The sequence below is a fragment of the Pseudomonas sp. NPDC087358 genome (genome assembly GCF_044900785.1).
GTDB lineage: Bacteria > Pseudomonadota > Gammaproteobacteria > Pseudomonadales > Pseudomonadaceae > Aquipseudomonas.
Map to the genome: position 1 here is coordinate 1 of NZ_JBJDOA010000020.1, position 19,581 is coordinate 19,581.

At 60.3% G+C, this 19,581-nt stretch carries 20 protein-coding genes; 5 read left to right on the forward strand and 15 right to left on the reverse strand.

Annotation, left to right across the window (positions count from 1 at the left end; translation table 11 throughout):
* Nucleotides 1-167 precede the first annotated feature (167 nt).
* The 6 genes from msrQ to ACI2KS_RS28380 form a co-directional block, all read right to left on the reverse strand.
* Nucleotides 168-788 carry a protein-methionine-sulfoxide reductase heme-binding subunit MsrQ gene (gene msrQ, locus ACI2KS_RS28355; protein WP_404624348.1) on the reverse strand — a complete coding sequence of 207 codons (621 nt, stop codon included), beginning with the start codon at nt 786-788 and terminating at the stop codon, nt 168-170.
* Nucleotides 788-1,801: a protein-methionine-sulfoxide reductase catalytic subunit MsrP gene (msrP, locus tag ACI2KS_RS28360; RefSeq protein WP_404624349.1), complete on the reverse strand. Its 1,014-nt coding sequence runs from the start codon at nt 1,799-1,801 to the stop codon at nt 788-790. The genes msrQ and msrP overlap by 1 nt, the downstream gene beginning before the upstream one ends.
* A 73-nt stretch (nt 1,802-1,874) precedes the next feature.
* On the reverse strand, nt 1,875-2,723 hold the full coding sequence (gene pssA, locus ACI2KS_RS28365) for a CDP-diacylglycerol--serine O-phosphatidyltransferase (RefSeq protein ID WP_404624350.1): 849 nt from the start codon (nt 2,721-2,723) through the stop codon (nt 1,875-1,877).
* Nucleotides 2,724-2,876: 153 nt separating this feature from the next.
* Nucleotides 2,877-3,893 carry a ketol-acid reductoisomerase gene (gene ilvC, locus ACI2KS_RS28370; protein WP_404624351.1) on the reverse strand — a complete coding sequence of 339 codons (1,017 nt, stop codon included), beginning with the start codon at nt 3,891-3,893 and terminating at the stop codon, nt 2,877-2,879.
* A 48-nt stretch (nt 3,894-3,941) separates the two neighbouring features.
* Complete coding sequence (gene ilvN, locus ACI2KS_RS28375; protein WP_093469284.1) at nt 3,942-4,433, reverse strand: acetolactate synthase small subunit; 492 nt, start codon at nt 4,431-4,433, stop codon at nt 3,942-3,944.
* 2 nt (nt 4,434-4,435) lie between these two features.
* Complete coding sequence (locus ACI2KS_RS28380) at nt 4,436-6,160, reverse strand: acetolactate synthase 3 large subunit (RefSeq protein ID WP_404624352.1); 1,725 nt, start codon at nt 6,158-6,160, stop codon at nt 4,436-4,438.
* Nucleotides 6,161-6,569: 409 nt separating this feature from the next.
* Between ACI2KS_RS28380 and ACI2KS_RS28385 the strand changes: the two genes are divergently transcribed.
* Nucleotides 6,570-6,998, forward strand: a complete 429-nt coding sequence (locus ACI2KS_RS28385) for a DUF4124 domain-containing protein (RefSeq protein WP_404624353.1) — start codon at nt 6,570-6,572, stop codon at nt 6,996-6,998.
* Between the two features lie 3 nt (nt 6,999-7,001).
* On the opposite strand, the gene ACI2KS_RS28390 is transcribed toward ACI2KS_RS28385, so the two are convergent.
* The 3 genes from ACI2KS_RS28390 to mrcB are packed head-to-tail and all read right to left on the reverse strand — an operon-like array spanning nt 7,002 to nt 10,417.
* A complete protein-coding gene (locus tag ACI2KS_RS28390) occupies nt 7,002-7,331 on the reverse strand; it encodes a YqcC family protein (RefSeq protein WP_404624354.1) in 330 nt (109 codons plus the stop codon).
* The gene (locus ACI2KS_RS28395; RefSeq protein ID WP_404624355.1) at nt 7,324-8,079 is read right to left on the reverse strand and encodes a tetratricopeptide repeat protein; all 756 of its coding nucleotides are present in this window, start codon (nt 8,077-8,079) and stop codon (nt 7,324-7,326) included. Before ACI2KS_RS28395 ends, ACI2KS_RS28390 begins: the two co-directional genes overlap by 8 nt.
* A 16-nt stretch (nt 8,080-8,095) precedes the next feature.
* Entirely contained in the window at nt 8,096-10,417 is a 2,322-nt protein-coding gene (gene mrcB, locus ACI2KS_RS28400; RefSeq protein WP_404624356.1) for a penicillin-binding protein 1B, read from the reverse strand.
* A 133-nt stretch (nt 10,418-10,550) separates the two neighbouring features.
* On the opposite strand from mrcB, the gene ACI2KS_RS28405 reads away from it, so the two are divergent.
* The 3 genes from ACI2KS_RS28405 (at nt 10,551) to ACI2KS_RS28415 (ending at nt 13,066) form a co-directional block, all read left to right on the forward strand.
* Nucleotides 10,551-12,086, forward strand: a complete 1,536-nt coding sequence (locus ACI2KS_RS28405; protein ID WP_404624357.1) for an AAA family ATPase — start codon at nt 10,551-10,553, stop codon at nt 12,084-12,086.
* Nucleotides 12,087-12,184: 98 nt separating this feature from the next.
* On the forward strand, nt 12,185-12,529 hold the full coding sequence (locus ACI2KS_RS28410) for a pentapeptide repeat-containing protein (RefSeq protein ID WP_404624358.1): 345 nt from the start codon (nt 12,185-12,187) through the stop codon (nt 12,527-12,529).
* A gap of 240 nt (nt 12,530-12,769) precedes the next feature.
* Nucleotides 12,770-13,066, forward strand: a complete 297-nt coding sequence (locus ACI2KS_RS28415) for a TfoX/Sxy family protein (RefSeq protein ID WP_404624359.1) — start codon at nt 12,770-12,772, stop codon at nt 13,064-13,066.
* A 200-nt stretch (nt 13,067-13,266) separates the two neighbouring features.
* Here the strand turns inward: ACI2KS_RS28415 and deoC are convergent, their stop codons facing one another.
* The 4 genes from deoC to ACI2KS_RS28435 all read right to left on the reverse strand — a co-directional run bounded on the left by deoC (nt 13,267) and on the right by ACI2KS_RS28435 (nt 16,882).
* Nucleotides 13,267-14,028 carry a deoxyribose-phosphate aldolase gene (deoC, locus tag ACI2KS_RS28420; protein WP_404624360.1) on the reverse strand — a complete coding sequence of 254 codons (762 nt, stop codon included), beginning with the start codon at nt 14,026-14,028 and terminating at the stop codon, nt 13,267-13,269.
* Nucleotides 14,029-14,181: 153 nt separating this feature from the next.
* Nucleotides 14,182-14,949, reverse strand: coding sequence for a heme ABC transporter ATP-binding protein (locus ACI2KS_RS28425; protein WP_404624361.1), 768 nt, complete (start codon nt 14,947-14,949; stop codon nt 14,182-14,184).
* Nucleotides 14,949-15,932: a FecCD family ABC transporter permease gene (locus ACI2KS_RS28430; RefSeq protein WP_404624396.1), complete on the reverse strand. Its 984-nt coding sequence runs from the start codon at nt 15,930-15,932 to the stop codon at nt 14,949-14,951. Before ACI2KS_RS28430 ends, ACI2KS_RS28425 begins: the two co-directional genes overlap by 1 nt.
* Nucleotides 15,933-15,982: 50 nt before the next feature.
* Nucleotides 15,983-16,882, reverse strand: coding sequence for a hemin ABC transporter substrate-binding protein (locus tag ACI2KS_RS28435; RefSeq protein WP_404624362.1), 900 nt, complete (start codon nt 16,880-16,882; stop codon nt 15,983-15,985).
* A gap of 174 nt (nt 16,883-17,056) precedes the next feature.
* Here ACI2KS_RS28435 and ACI2KS_RS28440 point away from each other — a divergent pair, with 174 nt between their 5' ends.
* Nucleotides 17,057-17,386 (forward strand): Rieske (2Fe-2S) protein, encoded by a 330-nt coding sequence (locus ACI2KS_RS28440; RefSeq protein WP_404624397.1) that lies wholly within the window; start codon nt 17,057-17,059, stop codon nt 17,384-17,386.
* On the opposite strand, the gene sfsA is transcribed toward ACI2KS_RS28440, so the two are convergent.
* Together sfsA and ACI2KS_RS28450 are read right to left on the reverse strand one after the other, a co-directional pair.
* A complete protein-coding gene (gene sfsA / locus ACI2KS_RS28445) occupies nt 17,364-18,107 on the reverse strand; it encodes a DNA/RNA nuclease SfsA (protein WP_404624363.1) in 744 nt (247 codons plus the stop codon). The genes ACI2KS_RS28440 and sfsA overlap by 23 nt on opposite strands.
* Nucleotides 18,107-19,279 carry a pyridoxal phosphate-dependent aminotransferase gene (locus ACI2KS_RS28450; RefSeq protein ID WP_404624364.1) on the reverse strand — a complete coding sequence of 391 codons (1,173 nt, stop codon included), beginning with the start codon at nt 19,277-19,279 and terminating at the stop codon, nt 18,107-18,109. Before ACI2KS_RS28450 ends, sfsA begins: the two co-directional genes overlap by 1 nt.
* Nucleotides 19,280-19,581 lie beyond the last annotated feature (302 nt).

Below are 19,581 nucleotides of genomic sequence, written 5' to 3' on the forward strand. Positions count from 1 at the left end.
CTTGCTGTCAACTCCTTTCTCACCGCTGTCGATTCAAGCATCTGAACCGAAGCGCTTCCTCGCTGCTTACTTCGTCCAACTCTTTGATTCTCAAGAAGTTTTTCGTTTCGTCTGCGCCGGAAGTGGGGCGAATTATAGACAGATCCGGAGGGGCGTCAAGCACTTATTTAAACTTTTGTTACAGCGCCCGCTTTGCGACTTGTGAAGCGAGGGATCCGCCGAGCAATCGCGGGGATCCTTAACAGCAGCAGGAAAACGCCGACGCCTGCATAGTAAGCCCACTCCTTGAGGTCGGCCCTGACAATCCACAACATATGCAAAAGGCCCAGCCCCAAAATCACATATATAAGCCGGTGCAGCTTCTTCCACCGCCTACCCAACCGCCGCTGACTAAAGCGATTGGACGTCACCGCCAACGCCAGTAAACACAGAAAAGCCAGGCTGCCGACGATGATATATGGACGCTTGACCAGCTCGACGCCCAATTGAGCCCAATCGAACCCCAGGATGAAAAAGCCGTACGCCGACATATGCACCACTACGCAAGCAAAGCACCACAAGCCTAGCTGCCGCCGAACCGCAATCCACCCCGGCCAACCAGTGACCCGCTGCAAGGGCGTCATGGCCAATGTGATGAGCAGCAGCACCAATGTGCCCAGCCCGAATCGATCCACCAGCACCTTCCCGGGGTCTGGCCCCAGATCGAGGATCCATGCCTGACGGAGCCAGAACACAGGTGGAACGCAGATCGCGATAAAGACCGCCAGGCGCCATAACCGGTAACGCATCAATAATCCTTGCGCAGGTCCATGCCCGCATATAAAGAAGCGACTTGCTCTGCGTAGCCGTTGAACATTTCCGTAGGCCGGATATTGGGGCTGAACAGGCCGCTGGGCAGCCGCCGTTCGCGCGCCTGAGTCCAGCGCGGATGATCGACGCTGGGGTTCACGTTGGCGTAGAACCCATACTCATTGGCCGCGATGCTCTGCCAGGTGGTTTTTGGCTGCTCGCTGACCAGACTGATGCGCACGATCGACTTTACGCTCTTGAAGCCGTACTTCCATGGCACCACCAGACGCAATGGCGCGCCGTTCTGATTGGCCAGTTCTCGTCCGTACATGCCTACCGCCAGAATCGCCAACGGGTTCATCGCCTCGTCCAGGCGCAGCCCCTCGACATAGGGCCAGTCGATCAGTGCAAAGCCTGAGCGCTGTCCCGGCATGGTCTTGGGGTCCTGCAGGGTTTCGAAGCGGATGTACCGGGCCTTGGCGGTGGGCTCGACTTGCTTGAGCAATGCCGAAATGGGAAAGCCTATCCATGGAATGACCATCGACCACGCTTCGACGCAGCGCAAGCGGTAGATACGCTCCTCCAGCTGATAGGGCTTGATGAAGTCCTCTAGCGCATAGCGGCCCGGCTTACCGACCTCCCCATCAATCACCACACTCCAGGGTTCAGTCTTCAAGGAACCTGCGTTTTGCGCCGGGTCGCCCTTGTCGGTGCCGAACTCATAGAAGTTGTTGTAGTGCGTGGCGTCCTTGAAGGGGGTGATGGCCTCATCCTTCACGGTCACGGCCTGCCACTGAGTCGAAGAGAGTTTGTTCTGGAACCAGTCCGGCGCGCTACCCGCCTCCACCCCCGCATATTGCGAAGGTTCGGCCGCCTGCGCCCATGAGGGCAAGGCGCTGATGGTCAGCCCGGCCAGCGAGGCGCCCAACAGTGAACGGCGAGAGAGGTAGATTGATTCAGGCGTGACATCCGACTCGTTGCAGGCGGATGCGGCGGGGATCTTGATAAGCATGACAACTCCACAGTCAGCAGGATTGATGCACCTTACTAGCCTGTGGAGTATGCGGGGAAACGGATCTGTAGTTCTATTTGTGACGACGAAGCCGCAACAGGTACTGAACCGGGCCCGAGGCTGCGTAGCCGAGGAAGATCAGCAGCAGGATGCGGGGCGGATCGCTGAATACCACCGCAAACACCAGAACCACGGCCAGGATTGCAACAAAAGGTACGCGGCCCTTCAGATCCAGCTCCTTGAAGCTGTTGTACTTGATGTTGCTGACCATCAGCATGCCGGCCGCCGCCACCAGCAGCGCCACCAGGAATGACAGTTTTGAACCCTGAATACCGTAATCGCTGAACGCCCAGACAGTCCCCGCCACCACGCCGGCGGCCGCAGGACTGGCCAGACCGATGAAATAACGCTTGTCCGCCTTGCCCACCTGCGTGTTGAAGCGCGCCAGGCGCAACGCCGCACCCGCGACGTAAATGAAGGCGACCATCCAGCCAACCTTGCCCATGTCGCCCAGCGCCCAACCGAAGGCCAGCAACGCCGGTGCGACACCGAAGGCGACCATATCCGACAGCGAATCGTACTCGGCGCCGAACGCACTCTGAGTGTTCGTCATACGCGCAACACGACCGTCCAGGCCATCGAGCACCATGGCCACGAATATGGCGATGGCGGCGAACGCAAAGTACTTGCTCGCCCCGACCAGGTCACCAGCGCTCAAGGCACTCTGCGCACTCATGGAACTGATGATCGAGTAGAACCCCGCAAACAGGTTCGCCGTGGTGAAAAGGTTGGGCAGCAGATAAATGCCGCGATGCCGGACCTTGCGCCCTTCAGCGTCATGGCCCTCTTCTATATGCTCATCGATCGGTAGCAGGCTTTCGGCGTCAGAAGCCTTGTTTGGCTCATCGGGACGTTCGCTCATGGACAATACCTTGCAGCTATGAATTTTCGACAGATGCTCACGGCGCCTTGGCGCCAGCGAACGATGCAGCTTTATACCAGATGAGCCCCCATAACGAAAAAACGCGACCCTGAGGTCGCGTTTTTCATTAACCGGAACTGGATTCAGACAATCTTAGTTCTTGGTCTGGTCGACGATCTTGTTCTTCGCGATCCAAGGCATCATCGAACGCAGCTGCTCGCCGATGATTTCGATGCCGTGAGCCTTGTTGTTACGACGCTTGGCGGTCATCGAAGGGTAGCCGCTTGCGCCCTCGGCGATGAACATCTTGGCGTATTCGCCGTCCTGGATGCGCTTGAGTGCATTGCGCATGGCCTGACGGGATTCGGCGTTGATGACTTCCGGACCGGTCACGTACTCGCCGTATTCGGCGTTGTTGGAGATCGAGTAGTTCATGTTGGCGATACCGCCTTCGTACATGAGGTCAACGATCAGCTTCAGTTCGTGCAGGCACTCGAAGTAGGCCATTTCTGGCGCGTAGCCAGCTTCAACCAGCGTTTCGAAACCGGCTTTGACCAGTTCGACGGTACCACCGCACAGGACGGCTTGTTCGCCGAACAGGTCGGTTTCGGTCTCGTCCTTGAAGGTAGTTTCGATGATACCGGTACGGCCGCCGCCAACGCCCGAAGCGTAGGACAGCGCAACGTTCTTGGCGTTGCCCGAGGCATCCTGGTAAACAGCGATCAGGTCAGGGATACCGCCGCCTTTGACGAATTCGGTACGCACGGTGTGACCTGGCGCTTTTGGCGCGATCATGATCACGTCCAGGTCAGCGCGTGGCAGAACCTGGTTGTAGTGAATGGCGAAACCGTGGGAGAAGGCCAGGGTGGCGCCTTTCTTGATGTTTGGCTCGACTTCGTTCTTGTACAGCTGGGACTGGAATTCGTCCGGGGTCAGGATCATGACCAGGTCGGCACCGGCAACGGCGGTGGCAACGTCGGCCACTTTCAGGCCGTGAGCTTCAGCCTTGGCGACAGTCGCCGAACCTTTACGCAGACCAACGGTGACATCAACGCCGGAGTCTTTCAGGTTGCACGCCTGGGCGTGGCCTTGGGAACCGTAACCGATGATGGCAACTTTTTTGCCCTGGATGATCGAAAGGTCGCAGTCTTTGTCGTAATAAACTTTCATGAAATTCCCCTGTTATCTTGGCCATCAAGGCCATTCGCAAAATTTAGGTTAAATGCTCAGCACTTTGTCGCCGCGGGCGATGCCCGTGACGCCGCTGCGTACGGTTTCCAGGATGGCGGTTGTGCCAATGGCCTGAATAAAACTATCCAGTTTGTCGCTCGTCCCTGTCAGCTGCACGGTGTAGACACTGCTGGAAACATCAACGATCTGGCCGCGGAAGATGTCCGTGGTGCGCTTGATTTCGGCGCGCTGGGCGCCAGTGGCCTTGACCTTGATCAGCATCAGCTCGCGCTCGATGTGAGCACTTTCCGACAGATCGACCAGCTTGACCACTTCGACCAGCTTGTTGAGGTTCTTGGTGATCTGCTCGATCACCTCATCATGGCCGACAGTCGTGAGCGTCAGACGCGACAGGGTCGGGTCTTCGGTGGGCGCCACGGTCAGGCTTTCGATGTTGTAGTTGCGCTGCGAAAACAGACCCACGACGCGGGACAAGGCACCCGGTTCGTTTTCCAGCAATAGCGAAATGATGTGCCGCATGATTAAGTCCGCTCCGTCTTGCTCAGCCACATATCGCGCATCGAGCCGTCTCTGATCTGCATCGGATAAACGTGCTCGGCAACATCGACCTGGATGTCGAGGAACACCAGGCGATCTTTCATGGCGAACGCTTCTTCCATCTTCGGCTTGAGGTCTTTCAGGTCGGTGATCTTCATACCGACGTGGCCGTAGGCTTCGACCAGCTTGACGAAGTCAGGCAATGATTCCATGTAGGAATGCGAGTGGCGACCGCTATAGCTCATGTCCTGCCACTGACGGACCATACCGAGCACGCCGTTGTTGAGCAGGATGATCTTCACCGGCAGGTTGTACTGCAGGCAGGTCGACAGTTCCTGAATGTTCATCTGGATGCTGCCTTCGCCGGTCACACAGGCAACCTGAGCATCCGGAAAGCTCAGTGCAACGCCCATGGCCGCCGGAAGACCGAAGCCCATGGTGCCCAGGCCACCGGAGTTGATCCAGCGATTGGGCTTGTTGAAGCGATAGTACTGGGCCGCAAACATCTGGTGTTGACCGACGTCGGAGGTCACGTAGGCATCGCCCTTGGTCACTTCGCACAGGGTCTCGATGACTGCCTGAGGCTTGATGAGGCTGCCATCGCCGCGGTTGTAGGGGAACAGGTCGCCATCGCCACGCCATTCGTCGATCTGCTTCCACCAGGTCGCAACCGACTCCTTGCTGGGCGTCTCGCCGATTTCCTTGAGGGTCGCGACCATTTCGGTCAGCACACTCTCGACCGGCCCGACGATAGGAACGTCGGCCTTGATGGTCTTGGAGATCGAAGCCGGGTCGATATCGATGTGGATGATTTTCGCGCCAGGGCAGAAGCGCGCCGGGCCGTTGATCACCCGATCATCGAAACGCGCACCGACCGCCAGGATAACGTCCGCGTGGTGCATGGCCAGGTTGGCGGTGTAGCTGCCGTGCATACCCAGCATGCCGACGAACTGACGGTCGGTGCCAGGATACGAACCCAGCCCCATCAGCGTATTGGTCACTGGAGTGTTCAGCAGTCGCGCAAGCTCGGTCAACGGTGCAGAGCCGTTGCCCATGATCACACCGCCGCCGGCGTAGATGATCGGACGCTTGGCCGCCAGGAGCATTTCCACAGCCTTGCGGATCTGCCCCGAGTGGCCACGTACGGCCGGGCTGTAGGAGCGCAGCTTGGCTTTCTTGGGAAAGACGTATTCGAATTTCTCGGCCGGGTTGGTCATGTCTTTCGGGATGTCGACCACGACAGGACCAGGACGACCGGACTGCGCCAGGTAGAAGGCCTTTTTCAGGACTTCAGGGATTTCCGACGGATGCTTGATCATGAAGCTGTGCTTCACGATAGGCCGGGAGATACCGATCATGTCGGTTTCCTGGAAGGCATCGGTACCTACCATGTTGCTCGGTACCTGACCCGACAGGACAACCATCGGAATCGAATCCATGTAGGCCGTTGCGATGCCGGTGATGGCGTTGGTGGCGCCGGGACCTGAAGTCACCAGTACTACGCCAGCCTTGCCGGTGGCGCGGGCATAACCGTCGGCCATGTGAGTGGCAGCCTGCTCGTGACGAACAAGGATGTGGCTCACAGCCGGTTCTTGGAACAGCGCGTCGTAAATATGCAGGAGGGCACCGCCGGGGTACCCATAGATATGCTCAACGCCTTCGTCACGCAAAAAGCGGACGACCATTTCAGCGCCAGATAAAAGCTCCACGTTGTTCACCTCTAAAACGCCAGAAAACCGTCCAGTGCAGCCGGGGACGGGTCTTAATAGGTTTACTGCAAAGCAGAGCATGAGCGACGGTGGTCGCCGACTACGTCAGCACTGACTGAGCAAGTATTGGGAGCTCCCCTGAGTGTTTCGGGGTCTTCCCACCCAGCGCGAGGTAACGCGTTGCGGGTGTAACAGGTCGACGCGGGTGTGCGCCTCATGATCTACCGAGACGGTCTGCTTCTGGCAGTCCCTCTACAGCGAACTTTGGATTGTTCTGATTCGTCCGTCTCAAGTCAAGTCATCGATGCGCTTTCTTCATCCACCGCACACGAAAAAGCACCGAATGAGGTCGTTGCGACCCGCTTGTGATAGGTTTCACCCGCACAGCAGACGAAGTTAAGGAAGCAGTATGCGCTGGATGATTCTTGCAGCCACGCTAACGTTGACGGTCGGTTCAGCGACCGGTCAGGCGGCGCAGATCTACAAGTGGGTCGATACCCAGGGCGTTACCCATTTTGACGCCCAGCCACCCGCCGGGCAGTCGGCCCAGGAAGTCGACGTGCAGAAGCCGGTCACGCCCCCACCTGCCGCCCCCGCTACCCGCGCCGGGCCGGATCAGGAACAACAGGCCGCCGATGCCAAGGTAAAAAGACAGGTCGCCGCGCAAGAGGCCAAGCGCAAGGAGTACTGCGAGACCCAACGCACCAACCTCGCACAGTTGCAGAACAACCCGCGAGTGCGCGAAGAGGTGAACGGGGAGTTCAGGCGCTTTACCGAAGAAGAGCGTCAGGCACGCATCGCCGAGGTCAGAAAGTCCATCGACGATACTTGCAACTGAATTTCAGCTCGAGGCGGTGATCAGGCGATCGAATTGCGCAAGCAGGTCCTGCAGATGGCGGGTTTCCTGGGCGCGACTGGCGTAGACCATCTGCGCCATCTCCAGAATGCCAGAGGCGTTGGGCAACGCCAGATCCTGCTCGAGTATGGTTTTCATGCGGGGCAGGAAAATCCACTGTAACCACTGATCGAAATCCAGCGTATCGACGCAGAAAGGCTCGCGACTCGACAGATCCTCGTCGCTTGGCGGCACGTCTTTCCACCAGCCCAGTACACGAAGCTCACGCTCGATCAGCAGCAGTTGGTCGGCGATCTTCGGAAAACGTTTATCCATTGGCCTTCTGCCGAGCCAGTGCAGCACCCGCCGCATCACCCTGTTTCTCCCGCGCCTGAGCAATCAGCCCCCACAGGCTCGCTTGCAGGCTGGCACGACCGTTGGCATACGTCAGACCCCGACGTGCCAGCTGTTCGGCTTGTGGGGCATCACCCTGAGCCAGGCGAACCTGCGCCAACTTGTACAGCACCTGAGGTTCACGCGGTGCAACGCGCTGCGCGCGCTCCAGGCTGGACGACGCACCATTGAGGTCGCCGCTGCTCTGCTGTTGCTGGGCGGTCGTCAGCAAGGCGAGAACCGGGCCGTCGAGTTGCTCGTCAGCCGACAGGCCACCACTGGATGCCGACGGGATACCGGTGGGTGCCGACGAAGGCATGTTGTAAGTGTTGCTCACCGCAGGCGGCGTGTAGGTGTTGTTGACCGGCGCCTGACTGACCGGCGAGGTATCGATCGGTGCAGTGCTGATCGGCGCGGTATTGCTCGGCGCAACGAAGGTCGAAATGGGCGCGGCACTGGTAGTCGCCCCGCCCGGAATCATGACCGTGACGCCAGAATCTTCCTGGATCGCTCGCGATTGCGTCTGTGCCTGCACCGGCGCGCGGTAAGTACCGTTACGCGTTGCCGACACTCGCTCGCCGTTGGACACGCGAGACCCGGAATCGACAACCGGAATGTTGCTGCGCGTCTGACTCGCGCAACCATTGAGCAAAGCCAGAGCCGTTAAAGCCGGAATCCACCACTTGTTCACTTCACACCCTCTTCGCTTAATTCAACCAGCCCTTGACCCAGTCCATCACCGAATCGGCAGGCGCTGTCGGCCCACCGCACGTCGGCCCTGGTTGCGGCTCACTGCCGCGAATATACGGCATCTGCACGGCCCCCGGGCAACTGGCGTCGGTGCCCTGGCCGGTCGAGGCATTGACCCAGGCCTGCACAACGTTATCGGGCATGGCCATGTCCAGCGGCAGCGGATCGGCCTTCTTCATGAAGCTGGTCCACACCTGCAGCGCACCGGTGGCGCCGGTGAACGGGGTCTTGCCGTTGTCGTCACGACCCATCCACACCACGGCCAGCAAGTCCTGACTGAAACCTGCGAACCAGCTGTCCCGCGAGTCATTGGTGGTGCCCGACTTGCCGGCCAGATTCAGCGTGCTCGGCAAGACGTTGTACACCGACTTGCCGGTGCCTTCGCGCATCACGCGCTGCATGGCGTTCTGCAGCAGATAAATGGAGCCGGGATCGAAACGCTGCTGGATCTGGAACGGGTAACGCTTGAGCGGTTCGCCCTCGGCGGTCAGCACACTGCGGATCCCGCGTAATGGCGTGTTGAATCCGCCACTGGCAATGGTCTGATACATGGTCGCCACTTCGATCGGGCTCAGCGCACCGGCTCCCAGCAGCATCGACGGGAACGCTGGCCAGTCACGCGTCACGCCAAGCTTGGTCAGCGTCTTGAACACATTCGGCACGCCAAGATCCAGACCGAGTTTGGCACTGGACAGGTTGTAGGAATGCGCCAGGCCCTGATACAGGAAGATATTGCCGTGGGCCTTGTGATCGAAGTTCTGCGGTTTCCAGATCTGACCGTCCGCACCCTTGACCTGGAATGGCTCGTCCGGCACCCAGCTGGTCAGCGTGTATTGCTGCGGACGCTCGAGCGCGGTCAGGTAGATCGCCGGTTTGACCAACGAGCCAATCGGCCGCACCGCATCCAGCGCGCGGTTGAAGCCGGCAAAGCCTGCCTGACGACTGCCGATCAGGGCCTGCACTTCTCCGGTTTCCGGGTTGGTCACGACCATCGCCGTTTCCATCTCGTCGGCGCCCTTGCGTCCTGAAATCCTGGCAAAGCTCTCACGCACCGCCGCTTCTGACTTCATCTGCAGAATCGGATCGAAGCTGGTGAAGATGCGCAGCCCTTCTTCGGTCAAGTCTTCGTCACGGTAGTCCTGACGCAACTGACGTTTGACCAGATCAAGGAAATCAGGGAACGAACTGTCGGCCAGCGAGCCGGTCCTGGTCACGCCCAGCGGCATTTTCTTCGCCGCTGCGACGACTTCCGGCGTGGCGACCCCTTGCTGCTCAAGCAGGTCCAGCACCAGGTTGCGGCGCTCCAGCGCCCGGTCCGGATTGCGCCGCGGATTGTAGTAGGAAGGGCCCTTGACCAGCCCGACCAGCAGCGCCACCTGATGCAACTTGAGCTCGGATAGCGGCTGACTGAAGAAATACTGGCTGGCCAGGCCGAATCCGTGCACCGCACGTTGACCATCCTGACCGACGAACACCTCGTTGAGATAGGCCTCGAGGATTTCCTGCTTGCTGTAGTGAATCTCCAGCAGGATGGCCATCATCGCTTCGGTCAGCTTGCGCGTGATGCTGCGCTCGTTGGTCAGGTAGAAGTTCTTGACCAGCTGCTGGGTCAGCGTCGAGCCGCCCTGACGCATCTGGCCTGCCGAGGCATTGACCCAGAAGGCACGTGCGATGGACTTGGGCGACACGCCGAAGTGATGATAGAAATCCCGGTCTTCCACCGTCACCAGAGTATCGAGCAGATACGGAGGCGCCTGATCGAGCTTGATCAGGATGCGGTCCTCGAGGTTTTTCGGATACAGACCGCCGATCATCAGAGGCTCGAGGCGGGCCACGGCCAGCTTGGAGCCATTGGCTGCGGTCAGATCAGCGACGGAGTCGCCGGAAAAACGCACGTGAATCTGCTGCGCAGGATCCGCGCCTTCGTAGAACTGAAAGCCACGGGTATTCAGATCGACGCTATTGCCGTTGACCGCCGCTGCGCCCGGGCCATTGGCGATGCTTTCGCGGCGGTAACCCAAAGCATCGAGCTCGATCAGGAAGTCGTCGCGCGACAGTTTCTGCCCGACGAACAATTCGAGCGGTCGAGCGTAGACCTTGGCGGGAATGGTCCAGCGTTTGCCGGAGAATTTTTCCTGAACGATGGAATCCAGGTACACGGCGAAGCAGGCGAGGATCACCAGGCCCACGAGACTGAGTTTCAGAGCCCAGCCCAACAGGCTGCGAAGGCGGCTGTTGGCAGGTTTGGGGGATTTTTTCTTAGCGCGGGATCGAGTCATGGCGGCGGATTATACGCACTTTCAAGGTCATCGGCAGACTGCCCTCGCGGCGGTTTGCAGCGATGCGCCGAGCGGCCATAATGGCCACCTTTAGTCACTTCAAAATCGACTTCGCCTCTTTCAAGGATCGTCCGTGAGCCAGACACTGTTAGCCGCGCTGCAAAATCCTGCCCTGTTTCCCCATCCGGTGGAGCAGTTCCAGGTCATCGAGACGCACATTTCCTGGGTCCTGCTGACCGGCCCCTACGCCTACAAGATCAAGAAACCGGTCAACTTCGGCTTTCTGGATTTCACCGCCCTCGCGGCGCGCGAGCACTTCTGCCAGCAGGAATTGAAGCTCAACCAGCGTCTGACCGAAGATTTGTATCTGGAAGTATTGCCGGTGACCGGCAGCGCCGAGGCTCCGCAACTGGGCGGCAATGGCGAGGCAATCGAATACGTACTCAAAATGCGCCAATTCCCGCAGGACGGGCTGCTCAGCACCCTGCAGAGCAAGGGCGAACTGACCACTGCACACATCGACGAAATGGCGCGTCAGATTGCCGGGTTCCACGACAAGGCTCCTCGCGTCCTGTCCGAGAACGAACTGGGCTCCCCCGACAGCGTAATGGCGCCGGTCACCCAGAACTTCGAGCAGATTCTGCCCTTCTTGAGTGAAAAGGCAGACCTGATCCAGCTTCAGGCCCTGGAAGCCTGGGCCAGGACCAGTTTCGACCGGCTGAAACCTCTGCTCGCCCAGCGCAAGGCTCAGGGGTTTGTCCGTGAATGCCACGGTGATATCCACTTGGGCAACATCACCCTGATCGATGGCCGCGTGGTGATTTTCGACTGCATCGAATTCAACGAACCGTTCCGCATGACCGACGTCTACGCCGACATCGGCTTTCTGGCCATGGACCTTGAAGATCGCGGCCTGAAAAGCCTGTCGCGGCGCTTGATCAGCCAGTATCTGGAACACACCGGCGACTATGCAGGCCTTGAGCTGCTCAACTTCTATAAGGCCTACCGCGCGCTGGTTCGCGCCAAGGTCGCATTGTTCAGCCTGTCGGCCGATGCCGATCATGTGCAGCGCGCCACTACCCTGCGCCAGTACCGCAACTACGCCAATCTGGCGGAGAGCTATAGCGCCATCCCTTCGAAATTCCTGGCCATTACCCACGGTGTCTCTGCCGTCGGCAAAAGTCATGTCGCCATGCGGCTGGTCGAGGCGCTGGGTGCGATTCGTCTGCGTTCGGATGTAGAGCGCAAGCGCTTGTTCAGTGCCGACAAGGACCTGTACGCCGAGGACGCCAGCGTGGCCACCTACAAGCGTCTGAACGAACTGGCCGCGGTGGTATTGCACGCCGGCTTCCCGGTAGTGATCGACGCCACCTTCCTCAAACATGAGCAGCGCATGGTCACCGCGCAGATCGCCGAAGCCGCCGGGGATCCTTTCCTGATCCTTGATTGCGCAGCCCCCAAAGCGGTAATCGAAGGCTGGCTGGCGCAACGTCAGACGAAAAATGAAGACCCGTCTGACGCAACCATGGAGGTCATCGAAGCGCAACTGGCCAACCGTGAACCGCTGACTGCAGACGAAATGCTGCGCAGCAGGCACGTAGAGACCAACATCAGCAGCGACCTGGACAAGCTCGTCACGGATATTCGCCAGTATCTGCCGGGCCTTTGAGCATCGCCCACCGGTCATCGAGTCGTGAGAACTGCCCCTTCACGGCTTGATGATAGTGGCATTATAATGGCGTCATAATTCCAACATGGTGACGCCAGATGAACCAGCCCAAGCAGCTCGATTCGCCGCTCTTTGCCTTGCTGCGCAGCGACGACGTGAATGCCTTCAATCTCCAGCGCCCCAGAAGCGGCCCCGTTGACCTCGCTGGCGGTGACTTCCGCGGCCTGGATCTGCGTGAGCTGAATGCTGAGGGTATCGACTTCACCGACGCGTATTTTCGCTCAGCGGATCTGCGCGGCCTGGACTTGCGCACAGCATCACTGGAAGGCGCAAGCATTGCCCACGCGCAGATTTCCGGCGCCTATTTCCCGCCTGAGTTGAGCGCAGACGAGATTCTCATGTCCGTCAACTTCGGCACCCGCTTACGGTATCGCACCCGCTGAACTCGAGCGCAACGATGCAGCTCCAAGCCTCTTTTGACCCTGCATGCAACGCCATGCAGGGCTGGGTCTGCCGTTCGGCATTCCTCCGCCCACTACCGTTCGGCGCCTAAATCGGAAATTTCCTGCCGCTCCCACGCCAGTCTTCCGATAGACAACTACGCTCATTCCATGGCTCGCACCTTCAGTTTGTGTGGGCGCGAGAGGTTGTTCACACGGAGCTACACCATGCACGGAGGCATCATGGAAGACGAACTGCTGCAGATGAAGAATCTGGGCAAGACATCGGCCCAATGGCTGCACGCGGCGGGCATTCACAACGCTGCGGACCTGCGCCGACTAGGCGCCATTCATGCATACAGGGCCGTCAGGACCCGCGGTTTTCGGACCTCGAAGGTCTTGCTGTATGCGATCGAGGGGGCGTTGCTGAATCAACATTGGTGTGACCTGTCCCACGATCGCAAAGCATCGTTGAACCGCCAACTGACCAAGCTTGATAAGGAGCCTGGTCGGCATCCTGAGACCCGTCAGGAAAAATAGTTCGAGATTGCCTGTTGACATACAAATGAGAATCACTATGATTATCACATCCAGTCGCGAGACTGGCCGGTAACCTGAAAGGCTCCTTGGTTCGGACTCTCAGATTATCTCCTCATCAGGCTAATCACGGTTTTTGACCCGGCTTTTTGCCGGGTCTTTTTTTGCCGGTCTTTTTTTGCCTGAGCTTCGGTTGCGGTCAATCACGGACCAACGCCCAGCTCCACCAAAAGGTCGTCCAGCAGGCTCGAAGCGCCCAGACGCAGCCTTCCCGGCTCCAGCCAGAACGAGCCAAATCTCGCCTGAGCCATGTCGAGGTAAATACGCGCCTCGCTCAGTGTCCGGACATTCCCCGAGGCCTTGAGCCCGACCTGTGAGCCAAGCTCGGCAATCGCCTCGATCAGGATTCGCGCTGCCTGCGGCGTCGCGCTGACAATCTGTTTGCCGGTACTGGTCTTGACGAACGCTGCACCTTCGCGAATAGCCGTGCGGCAAGCATCGTGAATGATCTGCGAGTCTCGCAGCACGCCCGTCTCAAGCGTCACAGTCAACAGACCGCGCCGTGCGCACTTGGCTTTGCAGGCAGCAATCATTTCGCCGCCGATCCGTTTATCACCCGCCAGATGCGCGTGAAATGGATACACCAGATCGATTTCGTCGGCCCCGGTGAGCATCGCGGCATGAGTTTCAGATTCCACCATGGCAATGGAAGCGCCGCCATTGGGGAAATTCACCGCCGCCACGACCCTGACCTCCCGGGCATGGAGGCTATCGAGCGTACGCCTGGCCAGTCCGGCAAACCGGGGTAACACACAGACCGCAGCGACATTTCCCACCGGCGTCAGCGCCCGCTCGCACAAGGCGATGATGCGCTCTGATGTGTCGTCAGCATTCAGCGACGTCAGCTCCAGCAGCCCTAGGGCCTTTTGAGCCAATTGTTCGTCGCTTTCAATCACCCTGCTCATGCTGCACTCCTCATCGCCTATGACATTCAGGGGAGCGACGATAATCCAGCCGGAGCAGGCGTGAACGGCCATGCGAGGTGCAAAGAGCCGGCCTACGCAATTATCAGAAACGTCTTAAGGAGCTTGCCTTCAAACAGGTGCTGCACGGGCTGACTAGCGGGCGATGATCAGGGGGTGACCCCGCTCGGGATGACGTTGCACCAGCACTTCAAGCCCGAACACGGCTTTGAGCGCTTCCGGCACCAGCACTGCATCCGGGGTGCCCAAGGCGAAAGGACGACCCGATTCCAGCAACAGCAGACGGTCGCAATAGCGGGCGGCGAGATTGAGATCATGCAAGATCACCAGCACTGCCCCACCGCGATCGGCGAACTCACGCACAGCCTGCAGCGTAGTGTGCTGATGCAGCGGATCGAGCATGGAGGTCGGCTCGTCAAGCAACAGCGTCTGCCCGCCCTCTCCTGGCCACAACTGCGCCAGGACCCTGGCCAGGTGCACCCGCTGGCGTTCCCCGCCAGACAACGCCAGGTAGCTGCGGTCCTGCAAATGCAAGGCGTCAGCCGCAGCAAGGGCGGCCTGAATGATCTCGGCATCGCGATGCTGACCGCTGTCGTGGGGTAAGCGACCCATCGCCACAACCTCCTGCACCTTGAAAGCGAAGCTCAGCGTCGATGTTTGCGGCAGAACCGCCAGCCGCCTCGCTCGTTGCTGACCGGTCCAGTGCGACAGAGGCTGATCATCAAGCCAGAGCTGCCCTTGCGTGGTTTTCAACTCACCACACAATGCGCCCAGCAACGTGCTCTTGCCGGCACCGTTGGGACCCAGCACACCCAGCACCTGGCCTGGCTCGAGCGTCAGATCGATATCCGCCAGCACGCATTTACCGTCCCGATAGACGCTCACCTGCTCGGCTTTGATCATCAGGTGCGCCCTCGAACCAGCAGAAACAGAAAGAACGGTGCGCCAATGAAGGCGGTAACGATGCCAATCGGCAGCTCTGCCGGGGCCAGCACCATTCGCGCGAACACGTCCGCGAACAGCAGCAGGCTCGCCCCGGCCAACGCTGAGGCCGGCAATACTACGCGGTGATCGGGACCGGCAATCAGCCGAACCAGATGCGGCACGATCAGTCCGACGAAACCAATCAGCCCTGCGGCAGCCACTGCTGCCCCGACGCCCAGCGCGATGCACAGAATCAGCTCGCGCTTGAGCCGCTCGACTTCGATGCCCAGGTGACGGGCTTCCGATTCCCCCAGCAACAGCGCGTTCAACGCTTTGGCCCGACGCGGCAGCCAGAGGATCACCAACACGCACACCAAGAGCAGCGGCCAAAGTCTCGCGTAGCTGGCGCCATTGAGGGTGCCCAGGTTCCAGAACGTCAGGGTACGCAGTGCAGCGTCATCGGCCAGATAGCTGAACAAACCAATGATCGAACCGGCCAGCGCGGTCATCGCGACCCCGGCCAGCAGCATGATGCCGACGCTGGTCTGACCGCCTCGACTTCCCAACCGGTACACGATGCCGGTCACCAGCAGGCCCCCGGCAAACGCACAGATCGACAGCAGATAAGGTTGCAGATATTCGGGCAGACCGCCCAACGCTGCGCCGGCAACAATCGCCACCGCCGCGCCCAAGGCCGCGCCGCTGGAAACCCCCACCAGACCGGGATCGGCCAACGGATTACGAAACAGACCCTGCATCGCCACACCCGACAGGGCCAGCACTGCGCCCACCGCCAGCCCGAGCAAGGTACGGGGCACGCGGATCTGCCCGAGAATCAGCTGCGCCTGTTGCAGGTTGTCCCCCGCCACAGGCACGCCCATCAAGCGCAGACCGGCGCGCAGAGTGTCCATGAGCGGCAGGCTGACCGGTCCAAGCGCCAGCGACAGCCAGATCGCCAGCAGACAGGCGATGCCCAGGACGATGAACAGCGTGCGCGGTTGCAGGATGGCCCTCATTGAGCGGGCGAAGCCTTGGCCTCAAGCGGGCCATTTGGCGGATAGAAGGCTTTGCTCAGTGTCTTCAGCGCGTCCGGCAGCCGCGGACCCAGGCCGCCGACCAGCAGCGTTGGGTCAACTTCGAACAAACGGTTGTTGCGTGCGGCCTCGGTTTGCGCCAGCAGCGGGTTCTCGCGCAGCAGCGCCTGGCGCGAAGAAGCGCCGCTCTGCGCCCGATCAGTGAAGACCAGCACCTCAGGGTTCAACCCGGCCATGGCCTCGGTGGAGAAGATCTTGTAGCCCGCGTGGGTCGCCAGGTTGCGCCCGCCAGCCTGCTTGATCAGCCAGTCACCGACGGTGCCCGCCCCGGCAACCATCGGCGCGGAGCCCGCATGACTGACCAGCAGCAAAACGCCCGGCGCCGATTGATGTTGCTGCACCTGCGCGAGCCATTGGCGCTGAGTGTCCAGCTGATGCACGTATTGCTCGCTTGACCGGCGCGCCTGAGCTTCATCGCCCAACAACGCGCCGAGTTGCTGCAGATTGCGCTCCAGCGAAGCCACATCGGCCCCGGCGGAGAACACTTCGACCTTCACCCCTGCCGCGCGCAGTTGCTCCAGAACCGGCGGCGGCCCCATTTCCTCGGTGCCGACCAGAATATTCGGACGCAGACTCAGGATGCCTTCCGACGACAACTGGCGCTGATAGCCGATGCTGGGTAACGATTTGATTGATTCAGGATGCTGACTGGTGGTGTCGATGCCGACCAGATGCGACTCACCCCCCAATGCCACCACCCATTCGGTCAACGCGCCACCGGCACTGACCCAACGCTGCGGCGCTTGCTCATCAGCCATCACCAGAGGTGGAAGTGAAAGCCCGAGCAGGATGATGGTCAGCTTGGCGATGAAGCGCATGGGGGCAATGTCCTTGATAGGGGGAGAACGCGTCTGCTGGCTGTCTTGGGGATAAGATCCACAGCCGGTCTGGATCGACGCGCTGATTGCAGAACTGTCAGACTATGCCGCTGCCGACAGCCGGGCAATTTGATAATTATTTGCATTTGCGCGTCAAGCGCGAAGGGGGCTCTGCTGAAATACTTGTGTAACGCAAATGGTCTGGCCGAAGGTTCAAGCCGAGGGTTCGACGTCGATGGCTTGAGGCTGCTGGCGGTTCGCAGGGCCGGGCGGGTCTATGTCTATCAGAACCGTTGCCCGCATCGTGGCGTGCCGCTGGAGTGGCATCCCGATCAGTTTCTCGATCCCAGCGCCAGCCTGATCCAGTGCGCGACCCATGGCGCGCTGTTTCTGATCGAAAGCGGAGAATGCGTTGCCGGGCCCTGTGAGGGAAAATCCCTGAGCGCGCTCGCCTGTGGCGAAGACGCTCAAGGCATATGGGTCAACCCGCCAAGACAGGACTGAGCGGGCGAGTCTCGGTCAGATGCACCTCCAGGCGACGATCCACCCGCACTTGATCAGGTGTCAGTTGCACGCCGTAGGCGAGCACTTCTACCCCAGCCGCCACTGCGTCCCTGAGCGCCGCCGCGTAAGCCGCGTCAATTTCTTCGGCCGGGCGCACCGCCTCGATACCGGTCAAGTTCACGCAATACAGCAAGACGGCACGTACCCCTTCACGGGCCAACGCCGCCAGTTCACGCAGGTGCTTGGCGCCGCGCTGGGTGACCGCGTCGGGAAAGGCCGCCACGTTGCTGTCAGCAAAGCCCAGAGTCACGCTTTTCACTTCCAGAAACAGCGCGCCATCGGGGTAATCCAGCCGGAAATCCACGCGACTGTTCTCCTGCCCGTAGGCCACTTCACGCTTGAGCGCGGTAAACCCGTTGAGCTCGGTGATGACCCCGGCCAACAGCGCTTCCTCGACCAACCTGTTGGCGCGCCCGGTGTTGACGCAGGCCAGACGGCCCTGGGGCGTTTCACTGATCTCCCAGGTTCCGGGCAGCTTGCGCTTGGGGTCGTTGGAGCGGCTGAACCAGACCCGTCCGCCGGGCATCATGCAATTGAACATCGAGCCGGTATTGGGGCAGTGGATGGTCAGGCGTTCGCCGCTGGGGGTTTCGATATCCGCCAGAAACCGCTTGTAGCGTTGCAGCAGGCGCCCCTCTTCGAGCTCGGGAGAAAAGCGCATCAGCCTTGCCAGCTCCCCAGCCCACGCCCGATACGCTCCACGGCTTCCTGCAGCCGCGGCAGACTTTGGGTATAGGCAAAACGCACGTGATGGCCGGCTTGATAGCGCCCGAAGTCCAGCCCCGGGGTGAAAGCCACGTGTTGGGTTTCCAGAAAATGCCGGCAGAACGCAAAGGCATCGCCGCCAAATTCGCTGATATCGGCATAAAGATAGAAGGCGCCTTCTGGCTCGACGGCGATCCTGAAGCCCAGTTCACGCAACGCGGGTAGCAGAAAATCCCGGCGCTTGCCGAATTCGGCCCGGCGCTGCTCGAGGATTTCCAGTGTCTGCGGTTCGAAACACGCCAGCGCCGCGCTTTGCGCCATGCTCGGCGCACTGATATAGAGGTTCTGCGCCAGCTTCTCAAGATCGCCGACCGCCGCCTCAGGCGCCACCAGCCAGCCCAGACGCCAGCCGGTCATGCCGAAATACTTTGAAAAACTGTTCAGCACGAAAGCGTCGTTATCTACCTCCAGCACACTGGCGGCATCGGTGCCGTAGGTCAGGCCGTGATAAATCTCGTCCACCACCAGATGACCATCACGGGCCTTGAGCGATGCCGACAGGGCGGCTAGCTCCTCACGGTGCAGCAATGTGCCGGTCGGGTTGGCCGGCGAAGCCACCAGCGCGCCAACGCTGTCCTGATTCCAGTGTTGTTCGACCAGCTCCGGCGTCAGTTGATAACGCACCTGGGGGCCCACCGGGACCAGTTGTGCCGCGCCCTCCACAAGCCGCAGGAAATGTCGGTTGCAGGGGTATCCCGGATCAGCCAGCAGCCAGTGTTTGCCGGGGTCGACCAGCAGGCTGGTTGCCAGCAGCAGCGCACCGGAACCACCCGGGGTGATCAGAATCCGCCCTGGATCGATGTCCACGCTGTAGCGTTGTTGATAGAAGCCGGAAATCGCCTGGCGCAGCTCCGGCAGCCCACGGGCAGCGGTGTAACGGGTCTTGCCGGCGGCCAGAGCGGCCTGCCCTGCCTTGACGATTGGCTCGGCGGTGGTGAAGTCCGGCTCGCCGATTTCCAGATGGATGACGTCATGTCCCGCCGCCTGCAGTTCATTGGCACGCGCCAGCAGCGCCATGACATGAAAGGGTTCGATGGCGCGGCTGCGCGCACTGTAGGGCTTGGGCATTGGCCTTCCTTTTGATCTCGGGTATCGGAAACGATCGAGCGATTCTACCCAACCGCCTGACGCGCTACAGGATTTATCGGGAATCACCCTGCCCGACGTCGCCGACGATCCACAAATGGCGATGTTATTGCCGCAGGGGGCTAGACTGATGGCACTGCAAAATAATATAAAACCCGGCGCTTTGGCCGTGGTCATAGTTCACGGGCGCGTTGTAGAGCTACGCTCGACAACCGGGAGTAGCGCGCTCCGATTCGATCTGGTAAGTTCGCCCGCTTGCAGCCGCAGGGCCGGCGGGTGTCGGC